A 23808-nucleotide genomic window follows, 5' to 3' on the forward strand; every position below is an offset into this window, starting at 1 on the left:
GTCACGCCTCCGTGTGGGGGAGGTTGCTGGTGGAGACCAGCGTCCGCACCGCGCGCAGCGCGACCGACAGCGTCGCCAGGTCGAAGGTGTCGCTCTCCCAGATCTCCGACAGCGTCTGCCGCGACCGAGTCACCGCGGCCTGGTTGGCCTCGGTCCAGCGCGCCAGCCGCTCCTCGGGCGACAGGCCGGGCCTGCTGTGGATCAGCACGTCCCTGGTCAGCGTCGCGTGGGCGGCGTACAGGTCGTCGCGCAGCGCGGCCCTGGCCATCGAGTTCCACCGGCTGTCGCGCGGCAGCGCGATCACCCGTTCGCGCAGCCGGGAGAGCTGCAGCCGGTCGGCCAGGTCGAAGTAGACCTCGGCGACCTCGCTCACCGGCCTGCCGGTGTAGGCCGCGATCTCCACGAGGTCGAAGGTCGAGTAGGCGGGCACCATCGCCGCGACCCGTTCTGCCAGCTCGCCGGGCACGCCCCTGGCCACGAAGGAGTCCCTGCGCTCCTCGTACGCCAGCAGGTCGGGGCCGGTCAGCAGCTTGGGCAGGTGCGGCAGGAGGCCGCCGGCGCCCTCGTTGAAGTAGCGGACGGTGGAGGCGAGGTCGAGCGGCGGGCGGCGGTTGCCGAGCAGCCAGCGGGTGCCGCGCTCGGACAGCTTGCGGCCTTCGAGCAGCATGGCGAGCTGGGTCCCGGTGTCGACCTCGTTGTCCAGCTCTTCGACCTGCCGCACGAACGACGGCAGGTCGAAGACCTCCCGGGTCACCAGGTGGGCCCGCACGATGTCGGGCGCCGACGCGCCGGTCTCCTCGCCGAAGCGGTAGACGAGGCTCGTCCCGCCGAAGTTGACCAGGTCGTTCACGATCCGGGTCGTGATGATCTCCCGGCGCAGCGGGTGGGAGTCCATGTACGGCCGGAAGCGGTCCCGCAGGGCGGAGGGGAAGTACGACACCAGCCACGAGGCCAGCGACGGGTCGTCGGGGATGTCCGACTGCAGCAGTTCCGCGTCCACCACGAGCTTGGTGTAGGCGAGCAGCACCGCGAACTCGGGGTTCGCCAGCCCCAGCCCGGCCTGGCGGCGTTCGGCGAGCACCTTGTCCGACGGCAGGAACTCCAGCTCCCGGTTGACCAGTCCCTCGCGCTCCAGCTTCCGCAGATAGCGGGCGTGGATGTGCAGCATCTCCGGCGCCTGGCTGCGGGCCGCCGCGAGCACGACGTTCTGGGCGTAGTTGTCCTCCAGCACCAGCCTGCCCACCTCGTCGGTCATGTCGAGGAAGAGCTGGTTGCGCTGCTTGTCGGTCATGTCGCCGTCGCGGACGACCTGGTCGAGCAGAATCTTGATGTTCACCTCGTGGTCGGAGGTGTCAACGCCGGCCGAGTTGTCGATGAAGTCGGTGTTGATCAGGCCGCCGTTCAGCGCGAACTCGATCCTGGCCCGCTGGGTGAAGCCCAGGTTGCCGCCCTCGCCGACGACCCTGCAGCGCAGGTCGGCCGCGTTGATCCGGAGCGCGTCGTTGGCCTTGTCCCCCGCGTCCGCGTGGCTCTCCGACGACGCCTTGACGTACGTGCCGATGCCGCCGTTCCACAGCAGGTCGACGGGGGCCCGCAGGATCGCGCTGATCAGGTCGTTCGGCGCGAGCGCGGTGACGCCGTGCGGCAGGCCGAGCGCGGCGCGGGTCTGCGGCGAGACGGGGATCGACTTCGCGGTGCGCGGCCACACGCCGCCGCCCGCGGAGATCAGCGACCTGTCGTAGTCGTCCCACGAGCTCCGCGGCAGCTCGAACAGCCGCCGCCGCTCGGCGAAGCTCCGCGCGGCGTCCGGGTCGGGGTCGACGAACACGTGCCGGTGGTCGAAGGCCGCCACCAGCCGGATGTGCTCCGACAGGAGCATGCCGTTGCCGAACACGTCGCCGGACATGTCGCCGATGCCGACCACGGTGAAGTCGGTGGTCTGCACGTTCACGCCGAGCGTGCGGAAGTGGTACTTCACCGACTCCCAGGCGCCCCTGGCCGTGATGCCCATGGCCTTGTGGTCGTAGCCCACGGAACCGCCGGAGGCGAAGGCGTCCCCGAGCCAGAAGCCGTACTCCTTGGCCACCGCGTTGGCGATGTCGGAGAACGTCGCCGTGCCCTTGTCCGCGGCGACGACGAGGTAGGTGTCGTCGCCGTCGTGCCGCACGACGTCGGGCGGCGGCACGACCTGCCCCGCGACCAGGTTGTCGGTGAGGTCGAGCAGGCCGGAGATGAACTGGCGGTAGCAGGCCACGCCCTCGGCCAGCATCTCGTCACGCCCGCCCGCGGGCGGGTTCTTGACGACGAAGCCGCCCTTCGAGCCGGTCGGCACGATGACGGTGTTCTTCACCATCTGCGCCTTGACCAGGCCGAGAATCTCCGTGCGGAAGTCCTCCATGCGGTCCGACCAGCGCAGGCCGCCGCGGGCGACCTTGCCGAAGCGCAGGTGCACGCCCTCGACCCGCGGCGAGTACACGAAGATCTCGTACTTCGGCCTGGGCAGCGGCAGCACGCTGATCGCCTGCGGGTCGACCTTCAGCGAGATGTACGGCTTGCGCCTGCCGGTGACGAACTGGCTGCCGGCGTCCCCCGCCTCGCGCCCGTCCGCACGCGCGGCCTGGAAGACGTTGGTGCGCAGCGTCGCCTGGATCATCTCCAGGTAGGCCCGCAGGATGCGGTCCTCGTCGAGCGACGCCACCTCGTCGAGCGACGCGAGGATCTCCTCGGTCAGCGCGTCGCAGACTTCCGCCCTGCCGTCGTCCGGCCGGCGCGGGTCGAGCCTCGCCTCGAACAGCCGCACCAGCAGCCGGGCCAGCCGCACGTTTCCCTGCAGCACCTTCTCGATGTACGACTGGCTGAACGTGCTCCCCGCCTGCCGCAGATACTTGGCGTACGCGCGGAGGATCTCGGCCTGCTCCCAGGTGAGCCCGCCGGTCAGCACGAGCGCGTTGAAGCCGTCGTTCTCCACCTCGCCGCGCCACAGCACGGCGAACGCGTCCTGGAACAACCGCTTGAACTCGTCGCGGTGCACCTCCTCCGAGGGGGTGTACCGCAGGCCGAAGTCGTAGATCCAGGCGTCCTTGGTCTGGGGGTCGTGGTCGCGGTCGATCTCGTACGGACGCTCGTCCACCACCTCGACGCCCATCCGCTGCAGCAGCGGGAGCACCCTGGACAGCGAGATCGGCGCGCCGAGCCGGTAGAGCTTGAAGCGCCGCTCCCCCTCCGCCGCGCCGTACGGCTCGTAGAGGTTCATGCCGATGGCGTTCGGGTCCTCGCCGAGCGCCTCCAGCCGCTTGAGGTCGGCCACGGCCGTACGGGCCGGGAAGTCGGCCTTGTAGCCCTCGGGGAAGGCGGAGCCGTAGCGGCGCAGCAGCCCAGGCGCGTCCTCCTCGGGGCACAGTTCGCCGATGGCGGCGCCGAGGTCGTCCTCCCACGTGCGCGTGGTGGCGGCCAGCCGCGCCTCCAGTTCCTCGACGTCGACCGGCGTCTCGCCGAGCGGCGTTCCGCGCTCGCCGCGGATCACGATGTGCAGCCGGGCCAGCGCCGACTCACCGATCATCGTGCTGTAGTCGAGCGTGGTGCCGCCGAGCGCCTTCATCAGGATCCGCTGCATGTGCAGGCGGACCTTGGTGGTGTAGCGGTCGCGCGGCAGGAAGATCATGCAGGAGATGTAGCGGCCGTAGTCGTCGCGGCGCAGGAACAGCTTGACCTGCTTGCGCTCGCGCAGCCGCAGCACGCCGAGCGCGATGGGCAGCAGATCGTCCACGGAGATCTGGAAGAGCTCGGTGCGCGGGTAGGTCTCCAGGATCTCCATCAGATCCTTGCCGTCGTGGCTGTCCGGCGACAGCCCGGCGCGCTCGAGCACCTCGGCGAGCTTGCGCCGCAGGACCGGGATCCGGGAGATCGACTCGTTGTACGCCACGTGGGTGAACAGGCCGAGGAACCGCCGCTCGCCGATCACCTCGCCCTCGGGCGAGAAGACCTTGATCCCGACGTAGTCGAGATAGTGGGGCTTGTAGACGGTGGCCCTGCTGTTGGCCTTGGTGACGATCAGCAGTTGCTTCTCCCGCGCCTTGGCGCGGACCTTCGGCGGCAGGGCCGCGAAGCTGGCCGATCCGGCCTTGTCGGCCCGCAGGATGCCGAGGCCGGTGCCGGGCAGGCCGCGCAACGCCGCGCCGCCGTCGGTGTCCTCCAGCCGATACTCGCGGTAGCCGAGGAAGGTGAAGTGGCCGTCGGCCAGCCACCGCAGCAGTTCCATGCCGTCCTCGACCTGCGCGGGCTCCAGCGGCGGCGGGTTGACCGCCAGGTCCTCGGCGGTCTGCACCGCGAGGGCGCGCATCTTGGCGAAGTCCTCGACCGCGCAGCGCACGTCGAGCAGCACCCGCTGGAGATCGCCCTCCAGCTCCTTGAGCACGGCGTGGTCGGACTGCCTGTCGATCTCGATGTGCATCCAGGACTCGCGGATGACCTGCCCGGTCATGTTCTCCTGGCCCGCGCCGAGCAGTTCGCCGGTCATGTCGCGGCACACCCGCATCTGCGGGTGGACGATCAGGTGGGTGCCGACCTCGTGCCGGTCGAGCTCGGTCGTCACCGAGTCGACCAGGAACGGCATGTCGTCGGTGACGATCTGGACCACGGTGCGGCCCGGGTCCCAGCCGTGCTCCTCAAGGGTGGGGGTGTAGACGCGGACCAGCGCGCGTCCCTGCGGCCGGTGCTGGGCCAGGTGGCGGTGGGCCATGGCGGGGCCGTACACGTTCACCGGGTCGCGGTCGGCCAGGTCCTCGGCGGGCACGTTGCGGTAGTACCGCCTCAGGAAGGCCAGCGGGTCCTCGCCCTCCACCTGCAGCGCTCCGGGCGCGTGCGCGCACCTCTCGGCCGCCAGCCGGAGAAGCTCGTCCAAAGCTTCATCCGATTCCTGCCGATCCAGCGCCATTTCGAGCGGCATGTTGCTACTCACTCCCTCGTGAGGATTCAAAGCCAGGCCCGGAGTTCCCACAGCAGGGGAAAGAAGTGCAGACGCGTCCGTCCCCTCAAGTACGGTGCCCCGGACGAGCCTCCCGTACCGGATTTCGTGCCGATCTGGCGCTCCACCATCTGCACGTGCCTCATCCGCCAGAGCGCGGTGGTCTCGTCGTGCGTGAGGAGATCTTCGGCCAGGTCCCACAGATCGTCGTACGACCCCCGGTCGCGGGCCACGGCCAGCAGGGACTCCATGATCTCCTCGTCGGAGACCGGCAGGCCCCGCTGGGAGAGGGCGATGAGGTAAGCATCCCACAGAGTGGGTTCCTCGAGCCGCCGCCGCAGCCTGGCGAGTTCCGCGTCGCTCGCGTCCCTGAGCCGGCCCAGGTACGACGGGTCCTTGGCGCCGGAGAGGAACTCGAGCTCACGGAACTGAACCGACTGGAAGCCGCTCGCGGGGGCGAGGGCCGACCGGAACTCCAGGAAGTCCTGCGGCGTCATCGTCGCCATCACCTGGACCTGGTCGACCATGACCTTCTCCACGGCGTGAACGCGGCGGAACAGGTGCCTGGCACGCCACAGCGCGCCCTCGACCATCGCGTCCCTGATCCGCTCCAGCTCGTGCAGCAGGAGCTGGAACCACAGCTCGTAGACCTGGTGGACGGTGATGAACAGCAGTTCGTCGCTGGCCCCCGACCGCCGCTCCTGCTGGGCGAGCAGCTCGGGCAGGCGCAGGTAGCCGCCGTAGGACAGGCGTCCGCCCTCTTCGCCGAAGCTGCGGGGCGGGGGCAGCACGTCCCCCGATCCAGCTCGGCCGTACGGCGTCGCAGGCATGCGCCACTCCTCCACGATGGGCGCGTCACTCCCGATCCCCATTGATCGCAAGCCCGGCACCACCGCACCCAAAACCACATACCACCCCATAGCGGCACAAACGTCAACCTCGTCCGTGCCTTCCCAACCGGGGTGGGCGCCGGGCCCATTTAACCAGCCCCTCCCCCGCCGGGAGCCTCAACTCGAACGCATCCCCGTAGCCGCTCCCGGCGAACGCGGCGCGGTCTCCGGCACGCCCCGCACGATCACGACTCGTCGCGGAGTGCGGCGCGCCGCCGGTACACGCCCGTGCTGAGGTACTTCAGGCCCGAGTCCACCAGCAGGGTGACGACCCTGGCGTCCGGCCCAAGGCGTCGCCCGACCTGGATCGCGGCGAGGACGTTCGCGCCGGACGAGGTTCCGGCGAACAGCCCCTCCTCCCGGGCCAGGCGTCTGGCCATCTCCTCGGCGTCCTTGGTGGTGATCGGGATGATCTCGTCCACCAGGGCGGGATCCCACATGGGCGGCGGGTAACCGATGCCGATGCCTTCGATGCGGTGGGCGCCGGGCCGGCATCCGGACAGCACGGCCGACTCGGCCGGTTCGACCGCCGTCACCCGAAGCTCCGGGTTGCGGCGCTTGAGCGGGGCACTCGCTCCGCGCAGCGAGGCCGCTGTACCGATCGACTGGACGAACGCGTCAACGCGCCCACCCGACTGCGCCCAGATTTCCTCGCCCATGGCGTGGTAGCCGGCGATGCTGTCGGTGTTGGTGAGCTGGTCGGTCCAGTAGGTGCCCCGCCGGCGGCCGAACTCCTCGGCGGTCTCGATCATGCTGAGGATCAGCGACTTCGTGATCAGTCCCCCCTCGCTGGGAATGAGGGTCAGCTCCGCGCCGAACGCCGCCATCTGGATGAGCTTGTCCTCACTGAAGGCGTCCGAGCTGACGATGGACAGGCGGTATCCCTTCGCCGCGCAGACCAGGGCGAGGGAAGCGCCGGTACTGCCGCCCGTGTACTCGACGACCGTGTCGCCGGGTCTCAACCGCCCGTCGTCCTCGGCCCTGGCGATCATCGCCTGCGCCATGCGGTCCTTCATGCTGCCTGTGGGGTTCTGGCCCTCGATCTTGACGAAGATCTCCGCGCACCCGGGCGGCACGACGCCGCGCAGCCGCACGAGCGGAGTGTTTCCGATCGTTTCCAGTACGCCGCTGACGATGCCCATGACGCCGCCGGTCCTTTCGTCGATGCCCGCTCTCACGACTCCGATCGTCGAACCTGTGCGCCGACCCCGACAGTTCAACTTTTGAACCACCAGGCCCGGGCCGCCGTGCCTACCATGCACCTGTGAGCGGATACGGCCAGTTCTGCGCGGTGGCGCGCGCTCTGGAACTTCTGGGCGAACGCTGGACGCTGCTGATCGTGCGGGAGTTGCTGCTCGGCGCGTCGACCTTCACCGACATCCGCCGCGGACTGCCCCGCATCCCGCGGGCGACGCTGGCCGCGCGGCTACGCGCCCTGCGCGCCGCGGGCGTCCTCGACGGCTACCGGCTCACCGAGGCGGGCGCCGCCCTGGCTCCGGTGGTAAGGGAACTCGCACGATGGGCGGTCGCCACCGACAGCGTCGCTCTCACCGAGAACGACCTCGACACCGCCGCGCTGACCTGGGACATGCGACGCCGTGTGAACGCCACCGCGTTGCCGGAGCGCACCGTCGTGCTCGCCGTCGAGTTCACCGACCGCCCGCCGGCCGACCGCAGATACTGGCTGCACCTGTCCTCGGCGAGCGTCGATCTGTGCCGGCAGGACATCGGAGCACCCGTCGACGTCTGGCTCTCCACGCCGATCGCGGCGGCGACCCGGTGGTGGCTCGGCGACCTCTCCTGGGCGCAACTGCTGCGGCAGCCGGGCGTACGGGTCGACGGCGACCGAACGCTGCAGCGCCAGATGCACCGCTGGTTCGAACGCTATGTGTTCACTCCGGAAACCCTTGGCCTGCGGCAGGCGTCCCCTTCCGGCTGAACGACGCTCGGCCGCCGGGGAGCGGTGGCGGCCACCGGCTTCGGGGGACAGGTCCTGCGAGTAGGAACGAAGTGACGACTCTGTAACGAACCAGTGCGGATCACCCGGCGTCTCAAGAGGGGACCACCACCTCGGGAGCACGACCATGATTGACAGACGGAGTTTCCTTCGGGCCTCGGCGCTGGCCGGGGCGGGGGCGTTCGCGGGCACGGGCTTCACCTCGGCGGGTCCCCGTCCCGCCGACTGGTCCGCGCTCGGCCGGGGGCTGGACGGCACGCTGATCCGGCCCGGCGACGCGTCGTACGACAACGCGCGCCGCGTGTTCAACTCGGCCTTCGACTCCGTACGGCCGACCGGGGTGGCCTACTGCAGGACGGCCGCGGACGTGTCGGAGTGCCTGGCGTTCGCCCGGCGCCATGGGGTGCCGGTGACCTCCCGGTCGGGCGGCCACAGTTACGCGGGCTGGTCCACCGGCAGCGGCCTGGTGATCGACGTGTCGCCGATGAACGGCGTGTCGCACTCGGGCGGCCACGCCACGATCGGCGCCGGGGCGCGGCTGGTCGACGTCTACGCCAAGCTGGCCGCGCGTGGCGTAAGCATCCCGGCGGGCTCCTGCCCGACCGTCGGGGTGGCCGGGCTCACCCTGGGCGGCGGCCTCGGCGTGGTCTCGCGCCGGTACGGCCTGACCTGTGACGTGCTGGAGTCATTGAAGATCGTCACGGCGGACGGGAAGGTGCTGACCTGCTCGCCGAACTCGCACCCGGACCTCTTCTGGGCCTCGCGCGGCGGCGGTGGCGGCAACTTCGGCGTGGCGACGTCGTTCACGTTCCGGACGCATCCGACGCGGCCGGTGACCCTGTTCTTCCTGCACTGGCTGTGGTCGAAGGCCTCGGCCGTGTTAAAGGCCTGGCAGGCGTGGGCGCCCGCCGCGCCGGACGCGATGTGGTCCAACTGCCACCTCGGCCACGACCCGTCGCTCGACGTGATGGTCGGCGGGCTGTATCTCGGCGGCAAGGCGGCCTGCGAGAGCCTGCTGCACAAGCTCGTCGACCGCGTCGGATCAGCCCCCTCGAACCGGTATGTCGCGGTCTCGGCGTACGACCACGCCATGATGGTGGAGGCGGGCTGCGCGTCGATGTCCGTGGCCCAGTGCCACCGTCCCGGCACCTTGCCCGGGCAGAACCCGAGCGGCAGGCTCGTGCGCGACTCGTTCTCGGCCAAGTCGCACTTCGCCTACACGCCGTTGTCGTCCGCCGGGATCAAGGCGCTGCTGGCCCAGGTCGCCGCGCCGGGACGGCACATCGTGATGCTCGACGCGATGGGCGGCGCCATCGGCCGGGTCCGCCCCGACGCCACGGCCTTCCCGCACCGCAAGGCGCTGTTCAGCGTGCAGTACTTCTCACACTTCGCCGGCGCCGCCTCCTGGGCCCGCGCCGCCCACGCCGCCATGCGGCCCCACTTCGGCGACCACGCGTACGTGAACTACGTCGACCCCGAGCTCAAGAACTGGCGGCAGCAGTACTACGGCGCGAACGCCGCCCGGCTCGCCAAGGTCAAGGCGGCGTACGACCCGGGCCGGTTGTTCCGCCTCCCCCAGGGCGTCTAGGCAGCCGCGGCGCGGGACGTCGGACGAGCCTTGCCTCCACCTATCGAATTTCGATAGATTACTATCGTTCTTCGATGGAGGAGAGGCAATGAGAAGACTGACATTGCTCGCATTGCGGGCCGTGCTCGTGGCGCTGCTCGCGGGCTCGGTGTTCGTGCAGACGGTGATGGTGCCGTTGCTTGCCTCCGACCTGGAGGGACTCGACCCGGAGTACGCGTACCTGCGCGCCCCGATCCTCGCGCTCACGGTCCTGGGCGTCGCGGCGGTCGAGGTCGTCCTGGTCTGCGTCTGGCGGCTGGTCACGATGGTGTGGCGCGACACGGTGTTCTCCCACGCCGCCTTCCGCTACGTGGACGTCGTCATCGGCGCGTTCGTGGCGGCCGCCCTCCTCGCCTTCGCGCTCGGGTTCCTCCTGGCCCCCGGTGAGGCCGTTCCCCCGGGCGTCGTCCTCCTGGTGGGCGGGGTCGGCGTGGCGGCTCTCGGGGTCGCGCTCGTCGTGCTCGTGCTTCGGCTGCTGCTCGCCCAGGCCGTCGCCCGCGACGGCGAGGCGGCGCGGATGCAGGCCGAGCTCGACGAGGTGATCTGATGCCGATCGTCGTCGACATCGACGTGATGCTGGCCAAGCGGAAGATGTCCGTGGGCGAGCTCGCGGACCGCGTCGGGATCACGCCCGCCAATCTCGCCGTGCTCAAGAACGGCCGCGCCAAGGCCGTGCGCTTCTCGACCCTCGCCGCGCTATGCGAGGTGCTCGAATGCCAGCCGGGAGACCTGTTGCGCTGGGAGGCCGAGGACGAGGCGTGACCTCGACCGGTTGCCGAGCGAGGCGGATTGGCGTCCGGTCGCCGCGAGGCCTCGGCGCGCCATGCTGTCGGCCACCCTGGCCGCGCGCCGGCGCGGGCGGGCTCGACTCACGGATCGGGGGCCCCAGGAAATGTAACCGACGGCCCGCGAAATGTAACTGCCCTTGGTTACATTTCCCGCATGCCTGCCGACGTGAGCCACCTCATCGACGAGCTTCGGGCAGCCGGCGGCGACTCGACGGCCATAGAGGTCAAATCGGCCGCCGGAGGACTTCCCGACTCGCTGACCCCCACTCTGAGTGCGCTCGCGAATCTGCCCGGCGGCGGGACAATAATTCTCGGGCTGGACGAACGGTTCGGGTTCCGACCGGTTCCGCTGCCGAACGCGCAGTCGCTGAAACAGGGCCTCGCGGCGAAGGCGCGCTCGTTCACCCCGCCAGTCCGCCTCACTTTGGACGACGGCATCGCGTACGGCGCCCCGGTCATAGTGGCGAGGGTGCACGAGTGCGACAAGTCCGCCAAACCATGCCGGGTCACAGCCACAGGCGCCTCCTATCTCCGAGGATATGACGGCGATTTCCGGCTCTCGGATATCGAGGAACAAGCCTTCATCGCGGCACGACGGGCACCTATGTTCGATCGGACCCTGGTCGAGGGAGCCACCTCGGCGGACCTCGACCCCGAACTGGTGAAGGCGTTCCTCGAGGCGGTCCGCGAGCGCGATCAGCAGGGGTTGGGGCGCTTCGTCCGGGATGACGAACTGCTTTGCCGTGCCGGAGTGACCGCCGTCGACGGCAGGCCCACAGTCGCCGGGCTACTGGCTCTGGGCACGCATCCACAGCAGTGGTTCCCCCGATACGCCATCCAGATATCCGCCGATCCACTGCCTGGAGATCCACCCGGTTCCCGGGCCCGCAACCAGGCCGTCCTGAGCGGACCCATTCCCCGAATGCTGGACGCGGCCATGGAGTGGGCCAGACGAACCTTCGATACGGCCATCGTGGCGGGGCCCGACGGCACCGTCCGGGATCTGCCCGTCTATCCGCTTATCGCCTTTCGTGAACTGGTCGCCAACGCGCTGATACACCGCGATCTCGATCACTGGTCAGCGGGAATGGCCGTGGAAATCAGGCTTCGCCGGGATCGTCTGGTAATCGCGAACCCCGGAGGGCTCTATGGCATAACGGTCGATCGCCTGGGCAAAGAAGCGGTCACATCTGCGCGCAACGCGCGGCTCGTCGCCATTTGCCAGAATGTGCGTTCCCCCTTCAGCGGCGGCCGGGTCATCGAGGCCCTCGCCAGCGGCATTCCCACTGTGGGCGCGGCACTCGACGAGGCGCGTCTACCTCCCGCTCATTACATCGACGCGGGCATCCGCTTTGTCGTGATCCTGCACCGGCCCATCGTCGCGACTCCGGCAGCCGACCCGCTGAACGCTACCGAGTCACGCGTCCTTGACACCCTTGCGCAAGGGACCCTCACCGTCGCGCAACTGGTTGAGATGCTCAATCTCACGGCACCGAACATCCGGAAGGCTCTCCGTGGCCTACGTGAGCAAGGCTATGTGCGACAGCATGGCGGCCGAGGAAAGTTCACGTACTACGAGCGCGCCTGATGCCACGAGCGGAACGCTCATAGACGTATCGGTGTAGACGAGGGTCGGGCCAGGTGACCGGCACCGAGTCACCGGCCTTCTCGTAGCTGATTGTGATAGTTAGATTACTGTCTGCAATCAACTCGGGGGTAGTCCATGAACGTGTCTCGATCTCGTACGTACCTCGCCTGTGGTCTCGGCGCCGCCGGGGTGGCCGTGCTGGGCCTGGCCCTGTCGGTCGTCCCATCGGTGGCCCAGGGCGCGTCGGGCGGCGAGCGCACCAGGCCGGTCGTCAACCCCTCACCGAAGCAGCCCGGCGGCCACACCGTGCTGACGTGCGCGATGAGCACGGGCAGCGCCGAGCCGATCACGGCCGAGCCCGCGGTGGGCAAGGAGGCCCGTACGGTGTCGGCCCGTGGCGTCCTGACCCTCACCGGCTGCGCGTCGCCCGACGGCAGCTTCCCCAACATCCGCTCGGGGAAGGTCACCCTCCAGGGCAGCGCCCAGGCCTCCTGCACCGGCGTCCAGAACGTCACCGGCACGGGCACCGTCACCTGGAAGGACGCCCAGGGCCAGACGTTGGGCACCTCCACGATCCGGCCCAACATGGACGGGATCCCCTCGTACAACCCCGGCGACATGATGCTGGTCGGCGAGGTCGTCGAAGGGAAGCTGAAGGGCAAGCGGATCGCCGGAAAGGCGGTTCCCACGTCCGACATCGGCCAGTGCTCCGCCAAGGGCGTGAGCAGCGTCCAGGGCACCGGCTCGGTCGCGTTCATCGCCGTCGGCACACCGAAGTAGCGGCGCATCCGAGTGGCGCAGTCAGGTGGGACCAGGTCGAGGGAGGTGGCGCGTGCCGTCGGATGAGCCCGTGCTCCGGGTGCGGGACGTGCGGAAGGGCTACCGGGGCGGCCCGGTCCTGCGTGGCGTCGATCTCGACCTGCCGCCCGGCCAGGTGGCGGGGATCGTCGGGGAGAACGGCGCGGGCAAGACGACGTTGCTGCGCGTCCTCGCCGGCGACCTGCGGCCGGACGGCGGATCGGTGCGCCATCGCGGGCGCGTCGGCCACTGCCCGCAGGAGACGGTGCTGCACGACGCGTTCACCGTCGAGCAGCACCTGCGGTTCTTCCGGGTCGCCTACGGCATGGAGAGCCTGACCAGGGCCGAGGAGTTGATGGAGGCGCTGCGGTTCTCCGGCTCCCGGCGGGCCAGGCCGGCCACGCTGAGCGGCGGCACGCGGCAGAAGCTCAACCTCGTCCTGGCCCTGATGCACGACCCCGACGTGCTCCTGCTCGACGAGCCCTACCAGGGCTTCGACTGGGAGACGTACGTGCGGTTCTGGGACCTGGCCGACGAACTGCGGGCGCGTGGCCGCTCGGTGCTGGTGGTCTCCCACCTCGCGTACGACGCCGCGCGCCTCGACACGCTCCATCGGCTGGAGGGCGGCGTGCTGCGGGCCGCCGAAAGGACCGGCGCCTGATGGGACGTCACTGGGAGTGTTACGCCACCGCCGTGCGCATGACGTTCGTGGAGCATCTGCGCAACCGGCTGGCCCTCGTGATCATCGTGGTCTTCATCCCGGTGTGGGCGGTCCTCATCTACGCCCTCTCCCTGGAGATCGCGCTTCCGTTCCACGTCCGCGCCGCGGAGCGGGTCGTCGTCCTGCCGGCCAACGTGCTCAACCAGCTCGCGGGGGCGCTGCAGATACTCGCGCTGATCACCGGGTTCATGATGTTCGTGACCACGTTGCACTCGGCGTCCTTCGATCGCCGGCTGGTGCGGTCGGGCTTTCCCCGGCTGTGCCTGGTCGCGGCGAAGCTCACCGCCCTGGTGGTGGTCGCGCTCTGCGTCGCGGCGTACGCGACCGGCCTGATCTGCCTCACCCACCGGCCCGCGCAGCCCCTCCTGCTCGCCGCCGCCCTCTTCGGCGGGGCGCTGATCTATGGCGGCATCGGCGTCGTGCTGGCCGCCGTGCTGACCAGCGACCTCGCCGGTCTGGTCCTCGTCACGGTGATCTGCTCGGTCGACCTGGCCCTGCAGAGCCCGCTCGCCACCCCGGCCGCGGCCGGCACCGTCGTGCGTTACCTGCCCGACTACGGGCCGATGCAGGGGGCCGTCGCGGCGGTGGCCCTGGACACGGTGCCCTGGAGCGCCGTCGCCCCGGCCGTGTGCTGGGCACTGGGCACCCTGGCCCTCGGCGTCTCCGCTTTCGCCGCCCGCACCCGCGTCCACCGGCCGGTGGGCGGGCCCGCGGCCCTTTCCGCCTGAACCCCCCGTCAGGAGCTTCCATGACATCCGAGACCGTCGCCCGCGTCTTCCCCGCCCTGGAGTCCGACCTGGAGCGGGTACGCGAGATCGTCGGCCTGGCCGACGTGCCGAGCCGCGCCGAGCTGACGGCGCTGACCAGGCAGCCCGCCGGGCACCGGCAGCTGATCCGGCCCACCCTGACCCTGCTGTCCTACTACCTGCTCGCCGGTCCCGAGCGGGCCGCCCACGTCCGCGCCGTCAAGGCCGCGGCGGCCGTCGAACTGCTGCACATGGCGTCGCTGCGGCACGACGACGTGATCGACGGCGCGCGGCAGCGAAGGGGCGGGCCCAGCGTCAACAGCGTGTGGGGCGCCCGCCTGGCGGTCCTGGCCGGTGACCTGCTGTTCATCAGCGGCAGCAGGATCGTCGCCGAACTGGGCGAGCGCGAGGCGCTGGTGTCCGCGGAGGCCGTCCAGCTCATCTGCTCGGGCATGATCGCCGAGACCGCCGACCGTTTCCTGCTCTCCCGCACCGAAGAGGCCTATCTGGAGGTGACCGGCGCGAAGACGGCCGAGCTGCTGTCCCTGGCCTGCCGGCTGGGCGCCATGCAGGCCGGCCGGGACGGGGAGGCGGAGGAGGCGGTGGCGCGGTTCGGCTGGCACCTCGGCATGGCCTACCAGGTGCGCGACGACGTCCTCGACCTGACCGCCACGGCCGGGGAGCTCGGGAAACCCGCCAACTCCGACATGGCAGAAGGCGTCTACACACTGCCTGTGATCAGGGCCCTGGCCCGCGAGCCCGCGCTCGCCCGGCTGCTGCGCCGCGGCCTGACCACGGCCGACACCGAGCAGGCGCGGCGGCTGGTCCTGTCCTGCGGAGCCGTGGAGGAAGCCGGGAAGGTCGCCGGTGAGCACGCGGAGGCGGCTGTCGCGCGGCTCAGGGACGTCGGCGATCCGAGGTCGCGCGAGGCGCTGGCCGCCTACGTGCGCTCGGTCATGGGATCGGTAACGGGCTCGGGCATGGGGCCGGTCGGGCAGGCCGGCCGTGACCCGGTGACCGTGCCCGTCTCCGCCTCGGTCCCCTTGCGGGGCGACGACGGCCTGGTCCGGGCGGTGCAGGAGCGGCTGGACGCCTGGTTGCTCGACTCCGGGCTGGCCGCGACGCGAGAGGAGAGCCGTCACCCGCGCTGGAGCGGCATGGCCGCGGCCACCGCGCTGATGTGGCCGGGCGCCGACGCCGAGCAGCTCGAAACCCTCGCCAGGTGGATGCTCGTGTGCATCGTGCTCGACGACCTCTTCGACGAGCCGGGTCTCGCGGACCCCGCGGAGGCCGCCCGGCTGCGTCACCGGCTCGCCCTGCTCATCGGCGGGCTCGACGACGCCCCGCCGGCCGGCGGCGCGTTCGCCACGGCCCTGGCCCAGGCGTGGGAGCGGCTCCGCCTGACCCAGCCACCCTCGTGGCGGACGCGGGCCATCGGCCACCTGCTCGACTGGCTGGACGCGGCCGAGCGCGAGGCGTGCCACCGGCTCAGCGGCTATGTCCCCAGCCTGCGCGACCAGTTCCCGCTGCGTCTGGGGAGCGCCGGGATCCCCGTATTCCTGGACGCCTTCGAGATCAGCTGTGGCAGGGAGTTCGCGCCGTCCGTACGCGACCATCCGCTCCTGCGGCGGTTGCTGGACCTCGGCTCGGCCACCGTGCTCGCGGAGAACGACCTGCGGACCCTCGACCAGGACGAGGCCACCGGCACCCCCTACAACCTCGTCACGGTGCTCCGCCACGAGACCGGCTGCACCAGGCAGGAGGCTATCGACGAGGTGACCCGCCAGGTCGAGGACGGCTACGCCCAGGTGGACGCCATCCTCTCCTCCGCGCCCGCCATCCTGCGGCCCGCCTCGGGCGACGCGGACTCCGTACCGGTCGTCGCGATCCTGCGGATCGTCCGGGACCGGCTCGCGGGCTGGCGCGCGATCCACGACGTCGACCGCTACAGCTCGTCGTCCGCGGGCGGCGGGACGCACCTGGCCCGGCTGCGCCGGGAACTCCTGCTGGAGTACGCCGAGAGCGGCGCGGCACGCTGACATTCCCGGCCGGGTCCTCAGCCGGATCGGTCCGTGGCGAGGCGGTCGAGCCATTCGCCGAGCACGTGGCGTTCACCGTCGGTGAGAGCCGTGGCGTCGGGCAGTGCGGCGCGCAGTGCCATCGCCGCCGCGGCGGGTCCTGGGGTCTCGACCACGGGTGCGTCGGTCGTGATGGCGGCCATCGCCGCCTCACGGGCCACCTCGGACAGGCGCGGGTCACGCCGTTCCTCGGGCATGGCGAGCAGCGTGAAGACCGTGCCGCAGCCGGCTGCGTGCACGAGGTCGGCCGCGAGGCGCTCGCCGACCCGCAACCGGCCGGCGGCGGCGATGGCGCGGATGCGCTCCCCCAGCATGCGGAAGGCGGCCACGGCGGCGGGCGACTGCCGTCCCGGCGTGGGATCGCCGTACATGAGCGAGAACAAGGCGGGGTTGGCCAGCCCGAACCCGACGTGCAGGTCCCATCCGGCGCGCAGCCCTTCGACCGGGTCGCCTGCGGGCGGGCTCGCCAGCTTGTCCCGCAGGTAGGAGCCGAAGCCATACTCGGCGACCGCGTCGAGCAGGCCGTCCTTGTCGCCGAACAGGCGGTAGATCGTCGGCGCCTGGGTCCCCGCCGCGGCGGCCACCGCCCTGGTCGAGAGGGCATCGCGCCCGCCGCTCGCGAGCAACCGCGCCGCGACCGACACGATGTGCGCCCGCGTCCTGTCACGGCCGCTCGCCGTCTCGTTCTCAGGATCGCTCACGCTTCCAACGATATCAGTGAGTTGCTATCGGCGAATTTCCGGTGTTAGCGTTCAGCAGATACCACTGATAACACCTGGAGAAGCGCATGATGATCATCACCGGGGCGACCGGCCAGCTCGGGCGCGGCGTCGTCGACCGCCTGCTCGCACGCGTCCCCGCCGACCGGATCGGCGTCAGCGTCCGTGACGTGCCGCGAGCCGGCGACCTCGCCCGGCGCGGCGTCCGCGTACGGCGTGGCGACTTCGCCGACCCCGCGAGCCTCGCGTACGCGTTCGAGGGCGCCTCGCGGGTGCTGGTCGTCTCCGGCCCGGCCGACGCCGGCCCGCACCGTACGGCGATCGAGGCGGCCAAGGCGGCGGGCGCAGGGCGGATCCTCTACACCAGCCACATGGGCGCGAACCCGGCCTCCCCCTTCCTCCCGATGCCGTCCCACGCCGAGACCGAGCATGACCTGCGGGAGATCGGGGTGCCGTTCACCGCGCTGCGCAACGGCTTCTACGCGACCACCGCGCTCAACTTCGTGAGCCAGGCGCTCGAGACCGGCAGGCTCGTCGCACCCGAGGACGGCCCGGTCTCGTGGACCGCCCACGCCGACCTCGCCGAGGCGGCCGCCATCGCGCTGACCGAGGATGGCCGGCTCGACGGGGTCACGCCGCCGCTGACCGGCCCCGAGTCGCTCGACCTCGCGGACGTCGCCGCGATCGCCTCCGAGCTGACCGGTCGCGAGATCACCCGCGTCACCGTCCCGGACGGCGAGTGGGTCGCGGGCATGGTGTCGCGCGGCATGCCCGAGCAGCAGGCCAGGTTCCTGCTGGGCATGTTCGAGGCCAGCCGTCGAGGAGAGTTCGCCGAGGCCGGCCCGGCGCTCGGCGACCTGCTCGGCCGTAAGCCGGCCGCGCTCCGCGACGTGCTCGCGAACCGATAAGGCTGCCCTCCGGACCTTCAGGACAGCACGTTAACGGCGGTCCGTGTCAGGCCCTGAAGGGCCGCTGCCGCTGGGAGCTTTCGGGGGCGAGCGGGAGATCGCGCAGCGACAGGGCGCTCGGCGGAGGCAGGGTCCCGTGAGCCGCCTCGGCGCGGAACGACTGGAGCAGGTAGGCCACCAGGCGCCGGGACGCGGCACCGTCATGCGGCAGCGCGGTGACCAGACCACAGTGGGCCAACAGGATCACGCCGAGATCGGAAGGGTGGAAATCGGCGCGAAGCGCGCCCGCCGCCTGGGCTCTGCGGACCAGGGTGGCGAGGTCACGCTCGACCCGTCCTCTGGCCTGCGCGTGTGCGGCCATGCTCTGCGGGAACGCCGCGAGGAACGCGGCGGGGAAGCCCTGCTCCTGCCGCTGAAGCTTGCAGACCGTCTCGATCAGCCGCTGGAAGCCCCGCCAGGGGTCGGGGTCGGAAAGCGCCTCGGTGAGCGCCCGGGCGCAGGTCTCCATCTGCTGCGCGAACGCGGCCCGCACCAGGGCGTCCCTGGTCGGGAAACGCCGGTAAAGCGTCGCCACGCCGACCCCGGCCCGCCGGGCCACGGCCGCCATGGGCGCGTCGATCCCGTGCTCGGCGAAGACCTCGCGGGCGGCGACGAGGATGCGTCCCCGGTTGCGCCGGGCGTCGGCCCGCAACTCCGGGCCGTCGATCCGAGAGGATTCCGCCACCACTGTCTCCCACTTCCGGTCGAAACGGACGGTGCCGTCCGGTTATGAGCCTACGTTCGAAGCCTGATCCCCCACGCGGCCACGGTTGGCGAAGGTGAGAACGATGGACGACCGCATGATGAGAGCCGTGCTCTTCGACCGTTACGGCGGCCCGGAGGTGCTGTACGTAGGCCGGGTGCCCCGCCCCGAACCGGCGCCCGGCGAGGTGCTCGTGCGGGTGCGCGCGTTCAGCGTCAACGGCGGCGAACTGGCGGCCCGTTCCGGCAGGATCCGTCTCCTCACCGGACGGAGGTTCCCGCAACGCGTCGGGTTGGACTTCACCGGCGAGGTCGCCGCGCTCGGCCCCGGGGCGGCCGACGTCGCGGTCGGCGACCGGGTGTGGGGCATCGTGGGCCGCACCGGATTCGGCAGCGCGGCCGAGTATGTGACAGTCCGGGCCGAGCGGCTCGGCCGGGTCCCGGACGGACTCGATCTGGTGGACGCCGCCGCGCTGCCGGTGGCGACGACGGCCATCACGGCGCTGCGCGACAAGGCCGGACTGCGCCCCGGCGAACGACTGCTCGTGCGCGGCGCCGCGGGAGGCGTAGGCAACGCCGCCGTCCAACTCGGACACGCGTACGGCGCCGAAGTCACGGCCCTGGCCCGCGCCGCCAACCTCGACTTCGTCCGTACGCTCGGCGCCCACCACGCCATCGACCACCGGGCCGTCCCGCCGAGTGAACTGGGCCTTTTCGACGTGGTCCTCGACACCGTGGGCACCGACCTGCCGGCCTTCCGGCGCCTGCTGAAGCCCGGCGGGCGCATGGTCACCATCGCCTTCGACCTGACACGGCTCGCCGCCTCACTCGGCTACATCGCCGCCAGCGCCGTACACGGACGCGGCCGGGTGCGCTTCTTCAGCGGGGACCCGAAACGAGCGCTCTTCGACGACCTCGCCCGTGAGGTGGCGGAAGGGAGACTGCGCCCTGTGGTGCACACCTGCTTCCCGCTGGAGGAGACAGCGGCGGCCCACCGCGCGCTGGAGGCGGGCGGAGTGCGCGGCAAGTACGTCGTCAAGGTCAGCTGAGGGCGATCCACCGACTCACCTCTCTGCGGAGCCGACCCTGCGGAGGCGGGAGCGTACGGCGCGGCGGACGACCGGGCCCATGTCGTCGAGGACGGCGACCAGGCTGTCGAACGCCCGCTCCGCGCCGTCCTTGTCGACCCCCTCGTACAGTTCGAGGCCGACGAAGGCGGCAACGTCGACGTAGGCGGCCCGGCAGGCGCTCGGCCTGGCGCGAAGCCGAATGCTGTGTCGGCTCCAGCTGCGACAGTCAGCGACTAGAGTGGGCTCCCCGCTACGATCTCGCCCAGAGGTTGCCCAGGTGAACGCCCCCTTCGCTAATGACCTTCTCGGCTGGAAGACCAGCAAGAAGGGTCTTGTACCGAACACTGCCGATACCGACAACGCAGCCTCGAAGATGATTGCGGCCAGGGTCCTCGATGTGCTTGGCGTCCCGGACGGGATCCCTACCGGAGTGGTGGACCCCAAGAGCGGCCGCCCTCTGGAACGTGCTGTCGCACATCACCTACGGCTGGAACTGCCCGAGCACGATCACGAACGAGAGTGGAACGTGCATAGTGCACCCGTTCCGATAAGCAGCTTTGTCCAGTACAGCCACCTAAAAGAGGTGGACCGCCTCGTGAAGGCGAACCTGGAGCTGCAAATTACGTTGGGCCGCGACTATCTGATCAAACCCGACGTCGCGGTCAGCCTCCCAGGCCGAACCATCTCAGACCTGCGGTTCCTCCACGCAGCAGTGTCCTGTAAGTGGACCATCCGCTCCGATCGGGTACAGAACATCAGGCATGAGAACAACCAGATGATCCGTCATCGACGGGAGCGCCTCCCCCACCTGGTCACGGTGACTGCCGAGCCCCTACCCAGTCGGCTGGCCGCCATTGCCCGCGGAACGGGCGAAGTCGACGCCGTCTATCACATCGCCTACGGGGCCTTGGATCAGGCAGTGCGGGAGTTGTCTACCGGGCGCCACATCCAGACTGACCAGCTAGACGCATGGGAAGAGTGCATCGGCCTTGGCCGGGTACGCCCATTCAGCGATCTCGCACCGACGCTCGCTCGATGGTAGGACCGCGCCGATCCCACTGGGAGCGCTTTCCACCAAGCCACAGAACTGATCACGTTCCGGAGTCGCTAAAATCCTGTCGGTCACATGCTCTATCGTCGTCCGTATGTTCGGTCTCGGGGCTCAAAGCAGTAACCACCGCCTCTATGGCAACCTCCAGAGGCACATGTTCCCAGAGACGGACGACGCGCCAGCCGGCCGCCATCAGCGCGGCGTCGGCCGCGCGATCCCGCGCAACGTTTCGGCGAAGCTTGGGTGCCCAGTACCACTCGTTCGTGGTGGGCTGGCGACCATGCTCAGGGCAGACATGCCAGAAGCACCCATCGACGAAGACAGCAAGCTTACGAGCAGTGAAGACGATGTCAGGACGCACTTTCACGTCGCCAAGATCGACGCGAAGGTCCTTGCGGTACCGGTAGCCAAGTCGATGCAGCGCACTACGGAGAGCTACTTCAGGCTTAGTGTTACTTCGGCGATTAGCTCGCATGTTACGAGAACGGCCTTCGTTGAGCGGCGCCGGATACAAACCCAGCGCGTGAGCCTTCTTACGCGCCTCATCACTCATGCTTGCATACACCTCCATACCGGTGAGCACCAACAGTCCTATCCTCAACTGTGAAGATACAGCTAGTACACGTCCGCGTTGTTCCTGAACCCCTAGAGGAGAACCTCCGTGGCTCTTGAGGTCGTTGAGATTTGCGCTGGTGCTGGTGGCCAGGCGCTCGGCTTGGAGAAGGCTGGGTTCGCGCACGCGCTAGCCGTTGAACTAGATGAGAACGCCTCCAACACGCTCCGGCACAACCGTCCCAAATGGGCGGTGAGAACGGGCGATGTTGCCGACACAAACGTATGGAAGCCGTCTGAATTCGAAGGAATCGCGCTCCTCGCTGGCGGCGTTCCCTGCCCGCCTTTCACCATTGCGGGCAAGCAACTGGGGGCGAACGACGAACGTGACCTCTTCGCTTGGGCAGTGGAGCTAACAGGAGTAGTTAGACCGCAAGCGCTACTGCTAGAGAATGTACGTGGGTTAAGCATGCCACGCTTTGCAGGCTATCGGCAGCACGTCCTGGATCGCCTCCGCGAACTCAACTATGTAGCCGAATGGCGACTTCTCCATGCGTCCAAATACGGCGTACCTCAACTGCGCCCGCGATTTGTTCTAGTCGCCCTACAGGAGGAATTTGCCAATTACTTCCACTGGCCAGAGCCAGTCGGTGAGCCTCCGACGGTCGGCGAAACTCTTTACGATCTCATGGCATCTGATGGTTGGCGAGGTGCTGAAGCTTGGAAGGCGAAAGCTAACGACATCGCTCCGACGGTAGTCGGCGGCTCCAAGAAGCATGGAGGTGCCGACCTTGGGCCCACTAGGGCTAAGCGCGCTTGGGCTGCGATGGGCGTCGACGCCCTGGGCGTAGCTGACGCCCCACCGACTGTGCACGACGACCCGGACTTCATGCCGAAGCTGACAACCGAGATGGTTGCCCGAATCCAAGGCTGGAACGATGATGAGTTTCCGTGGTTCTTCACTGGGAAAAAGACCTCCCGCTATCGGCAAATAGGTAACGCCTTCCCCCCTCCCGTCGCTGCTGCCGTTGGCGGAGCGATAGCTGCGGCCTTGAAGAAAGAGGCGGGGACCGGCGAACGCAAGCGCGATAGGACGCAAGACCCGATCTACCGGGTACTGCGCGATAGTGGCGACTACATGACTGTTAACCAGATCGTGCGCGAGGTCAAACGAATCCTGGAGCCCGACGAGGCGAGGGAGTTCAAGCTCGAGCAACATGAGTTGGAACGCAGGATCGCCCTTCTCAAACGGGATTTCGATATCGAGATGAGCAGCAAGTCCAATGCTATCGCCTACAAGCTGGGTCAATTCCGAGCCTTCGTCGGCCAAGACGACCACATCCGGCATGAGCAGTTCCTAAAGAACCGATCAAAGATCAGCTAGCATAGCTGTAATTTTGATGTCGCCAGGCCAGCCACAAAGGGGCGTCTTGTTACAGGCAGCCATCTGTGCCGGGCCCTCAAAGGATAGCAACTCAGCGAGAGCCCGGCACATCCCTGTACGACAACTGCCACATCTACCCACTACTGCTTTTAGGATCACCCTGGATCATCTTAAGGAGAGTCTGCTTCAATAGCTCCTGCTCCCCCTCCGATAGACGACGCGCTCTGTCATATGCAGTATCCACCCGGGTCCGTATGCGCTGCTTGGCCTGCAACCACGACAACAGTGTCTTTAAGTCGGCCGTAGTGAATCGCCGCACCTGCGGGAGTAGTTCCGCCAGCGTTTCAGGCAGGCCTAATTCCTGCCGTAGCGGCTCATTGCAACGTTTACATTCTGTCTGTAAGTTATCGATCTCGACAGACCCTCCTAAGTCTCGGGGAATTCGATGACCTACCGTGAGAACTGCCCTCGAGGCTGGGTCTTCCGGGTAGGGCTCGCCGCTACCTACCCCGCAGACGACGCAGCGCCAATTATCCCTGTCAAAGACGCGGCGCCGATCTGCTGCTGACACCTCCTCACTTCTGGGGCGCGTTCCGAGACCTGGATGCCACCCCTTAGCCTCCAGGCGATAAGTACCGACAGGGAGAGTTCGATCATCGACGTTTGAAGGGACACGCCAACCATCCCGACGAAGCCGCCTGAGGCGCCGATTCAAATGTTCTGCATTGTTCGGATTATTGTCGCCCAGCGCTCGCCGAAGGTCCGTCATTGTGAACGTGTCCCCCTCGTTGACGTTGAACGTCAACCATGCAGCGAGCTTCCGCTCATCGCCGTACGGCCGACGCGTCCCAGGCGCGTAGCGCAGACGCCACCAAAGTTCGCCATTTGGTGCATAGGCCCCAGCAGGGTAGTCCCGGCTGTCAGCACCATTCTCTGCAGTCACCTAGCAATGTCTAGTATGTCCGTACGATCAGCACAAATCTGCACGTGACGTGCCCGACACTCATCGCCCTTCTGCCATACGATGATGCTAGTCACGGTGCACATGGCTATTTACAGTACGAGTTGAGTGAGTAGTGTCACCACTGACGGGGTCACGGGGGAATGTCCAGTCAACGGTGTAACTCGCGGCTGATTTCTTCTATCGAGAGGCCGGGGATAGCCGGCCTTCGAAGGTGATGGCGAAGGCGTTGAGGGCGGCTTTCCAGCGGGTGACCCAGCGTTTGC

General features: G+C 68.9%; 20 protein-coding genes. 13 read left to right on the forward strand and 7 right to left on the reverse strand.

Features of this window, described 5'->3' with window-relative positions; genetic code table 11:
- Position 1: 1 nt before the first annotated feature.
- From HHX31_RS29295 to HHX31_RS29305, 3 genes are all read right to left on the reverse strand, one after another.
- Positions 2-4945, reverse strand: coding sequence for an NAD-glutamate dehydrogenase (locus tag HHX31_RS29295; RefSeq protein WP_169952226.1), 4944 nt, complete (start codon positions 4943-4945; stop codon positions 2-4).
- Positions 4946-4971: 26 nt separating this feature from the next.
- Positions 4972-5793 (reverse strand): tryptophan 2,3-dioxygenase, encoded by an 822-nt coding sequence (locus HHX31_RS29300; protein WP_169952228.1) that lies wholly within the window; start codon positions 5791-5793, stop codon positions 4972-4974.
- Between the two features lie 245 nt (positions 5794-6038).
- The gene (locus tag HHX31_RS29305; protein ID WP_211590482.1) at positions 6039-7031 is read right to left on the reverse strand and encodes a PLP-dependent cysteine synthase family protein; all 993 of its coding nucleotides are present in this window, start codon (positions 7029-7031) and stop codon (positions 6039-6041) included.
- 86 nt (positions 7032-7117) lie between these two features.
- On the opposite strand from HHX31_RS29305, the gene HHX31_RS29310 reads away from it, so the two are divergent.
- From HHX31_RS29310 to HHX31_RS29350, 9 genes are all read left to right on the forward strand, one after another.
- Entirely contained in the window at positions 7118-7792 is a 675-nt protein-coding gene (locus tag HHX31_RS29310) for a winged helix-turn-helix transcriptional regulator (protein WP_169952230.1), read from the forward strand.
- Between the two features lie 145 nt (positions 7793-7937).
- Complete coding sequence (locus HHX31_RS29315) at positions 7938-9398, forward strand: FAD-binding oxidoreductase (RefSeq protein WP_169952232.1); 1461 nt, start codon at positions 7938-7940, stop codon at positions 9396-9398.
- 88 nt (positions 9399-9486) lie between these two features.
- A complete protein-coding gene (locus tag HHX31_RS29320) occupies positions 9487-9984 on the forward strand; it encodes a DUF2975 domain-containing protein (RefSeq protein ID WP_169952234.1) in 498 nt (165 codons plus the stop codon).
- Positions 9984-10199: a helix-turn-helix transcriptional regulator gene (locus HHX31_RS29325; RefSeq protein ID WP_169952236.1), complete on the forward strand. Its 216-nt coding sequence runs from the start codon at positions 9984-9986 to the stop codon at positions 10197-10199. Before HHX31_RS29320 ends, HHX31_RS29325 begins: the two co-directional genes overlap by 1 nt.
- Positions 10200-10379: 180 nt before the next feature.
- Positions 10380-11813 (forward strand): ATP-binding protein, encoded by a 1434-nt coding sequence (locus HHX31_RS29330; protein WP_169952238.1) that lies wholly within the window; start codon positions 10380-10382, stop codon positions 11811-11813.
- 141 nt (positions 11814-11954) lie between these two features.
- A complete protein-coding gene (locus HHX31_RS29335) occupies positions 11955-12593 on the forward strand; it encodes a hypothetical protein (protein ID WP_169952240.1) in 639 nt (212 codons plus the stop codon).
- Positions 12594-12645: 52 nt separating this feature from the next.
- Entirely contained in the window at positions 12646-13272 is a 627-nt protein-coding gene (locus HHX31_RS29340) for an ABC transporter ATP-binding protein (protein WP_169952242.1), read from the forward strand.
- Positions 13272-14060, forward strand: a complete 789-nt coding sequence (locus HHX31_RS29345; RefSeq protein ID WP_169952243.1) for an ABC transporter permease — start codon at positions 13272-13274, stop codon at positions 14058-14060. Before HHX31_RS29340 ends, HHX31_RS29345 begins: the two co-directional genes overlap by 1 nt.
- Positions 14061-14080: 20 nt before the next feature.
- A complete protein-coding gene (locus HHX31_RS29350) occupies positions 14081-16117 on the forward strand; it encodes a polyprenyl synthetase family protein (protein ID WP_169952245.1) in 2037 nt (678 codons plus the stop codon).
- Positions 16118-16134: 17 nt separating this feature from the next.
- Here HHX31_RS29350 and HHX31_RS29355 read toward each other — a convergent pair whose 3' ends face one another.
- The gene (locus tag HHX31_RS29355; RefSeq protein WP_169952247.1) at positions 16135-16857 is read right to left on the reverse strand and encodes a TetR/AcrR family transcriptional regulator; all 723 of its coding nucleotides are present in this window, start codon (positions 16855-16857) and stop codon (positions 16135-16137) included.
- A gap of 86 nt (positions 16858-16943) precedes the next feature.
- On the opposite strand from HHX31_RS29355, the gene HHX31_RS29360 reads away from it, so the two are divergent.
- Positions 16944-17783 (forward strand): NAD(P)H-binding protein, encoded by an 840-nt coding sequence (locus HHX31_RS29360; RefSeq protein WP_169952249.1) that lies wholly within the window; start codon positions 16944-16946, stop codon positions 17781-17783.
- 46 nt (positions 17784-17829) lie between these two features.
- Here HHX31_RS29360 and HHX31_RS29365 read toward each other — a convergent pair whose 3' ends face one another.
- Entirely contained in the window at positions 17830-18507 is a 678-nt protein-coding gene (locus tag HHX31_RS29365; protein ID WP_169952251.1) for a TetR/AcrR family transcriptional regulator, read from the reverse strand.
- A 103-nt stretch (positions 18508-18610) separates the two neighbouring features.
- Here HHX31_RS29365 and HHX31_RS29370 point away from each other — a divergent pair, with 103 nt between their 5' ends.
- Positions 18611-19573, forward strand: coding sequence for an NAD(P)-dependent alcohol dehydrogenase (locus HHX31_RS29370; protein ID WP_169952253.1), 963 nt, complete (start codon positions 18611-18613; stop codon positions 19571-19573).
- A 298-nt stretch (positions 19574-19871) separates the two neighbouring features.
- Entirely contained in the window at positions 19872-20636 is a 765-nt protein-coding gene (locus HHX31_RS29375) for an NgoMIV family type II restriction endonuclease (protein WP_169952255.1), read from the forward strand.
- Positions 20637-20685: 49 nt separating this feature from the next.
- On the opposite strand, the gene HHX31_RS29380 is transcribed toward HHX31_RS29375, so the two are convergent.
- Positions 20686-21228 (reverse strand): very short patch repair endonuclease, encoded by a 543-nt coding sequence (locus HHX31_RS29380; protein WP_311932293.1) that lies wholly within the window; start codon positions 21226-21228, stop codon positions 20686-20688.
- Positions 21229-21306: 78 nt separating this feature from the next.
- Between HHX31_RS29380 and HHX31_RS29385 the strand changes: the two genes are divergently transcribed.
- The gene (locus tag HHX31_RS29385) at positions 21307-22581 is read left to right on the forward strand and encodes a DNA cytosine methyltransferase (RefSeq protein ID WP_169952257.1); all 1275 of its coding nucleotides are present in this window, start codon (positions 21307-21309) and stop codon (positions 22579-22581) included.
- Positions 22582-22714: 133 nt separating this feature from the next.
- Here the strand turns inward: HHX31_RS29385 and HHX31_RS36070 are convergent, their stop codons facing one another.
- Positions 22715-23350 (reverse strand): HNH endonuclease, encoded by a 636-nt coding sequence (locus HHX31_RS36070; RefSeq protein ID WP_396712057.1) that lies wholly within the window; start codon positions 23348-23350, stop codon positions 22715-22717.
- Positions 23351-23808 lie beyond the last annotated feature (458 nt).

The organism is Microbispora sp. H11081 (genome assembly GCF_012999535.1).
Taxonomy (GTDB): domain Bacteria; phylum Actinomycetota; class Actinomycetes; order Streptosporangiales; family Streptosporangiaceae; genus Microbispora.

Coding starts and splice junctions, on each gene's coding strand:
- HHX31_RS29295 (WP_169952226.1), bottom strand. CDS start 4,945: ATGCCGCTCGAAATGGCGCTGGATCGGCAGGAATCGGATGAAGCTTTG.
- HHX31_RS29300 (WP_169952228.1), bottom strand. CDS start 5,793: ATGCCTGCGACGCCGTACGGCCGAGCTGGATCGGGGGACGTGCTGCCC.
- HHX31_RS29315 (WP_169952232.1), top strand. CDS start 7,938: ATGATTGACAGACGGAGTTTCCTTCGGGCCTCGGCGCTGGCCGGGGCG.
- HHX31_RS29320 (WP_169952234.1), top strand. CDS start 9,487: ATGAGAAGACTGACATTGCTCGCATTGCGGGCCGTGCTCGTGGCGCTG.
- HHX31_RS29325 (WP_169952236.1), top strand. CDS start 9,984: ATGCCGATCGTCGTCGACATCGACGTGATGCTGGCCAAGCGGAAGATG.
- HHX31_RS29330 (WP_169952238.1), top strand. CDS start 10,380: ATGCCTGCCGACGTGAGCCACCTCATCGACGAGCTTCGGGCAGCCGGC.
- HHX31_RS29345 (WP_169952243.1), top strand. CDS start 13,272: ATGGGACGTCACTGGGAGTGTTACGCCACCGCCGTGCGCATGACGTTC.
- HHX31_RS29350 (WP_169952245.1), top strand. CDS start 14,081: ATGACATCCGAGACCGTCGCCCGCGTCTTCCCCGCCCTGGAGTCCGAC.
- HHX31_RS29360 (WP_169952249.1), top strand. CDS start 16,944: ATGATGATCATCACCGGGGCGACCGGCCAGCTCGGGCGCGGCGTCGTC.
- HHX31_RS29370 (WP_169952253.1), top strand. CDS start 18,611: ATGGACGACCGCATGATGAGAGCCGTGCTCTTCGACCGTTACGGCGGC.
- HHX31_RS36070 (WP_396712057.1), bottom strand. CDS start 23,350: ATGACGGACCTTCGGCGAGCGCTGGGCGACAATAATCCGAACAATGCA.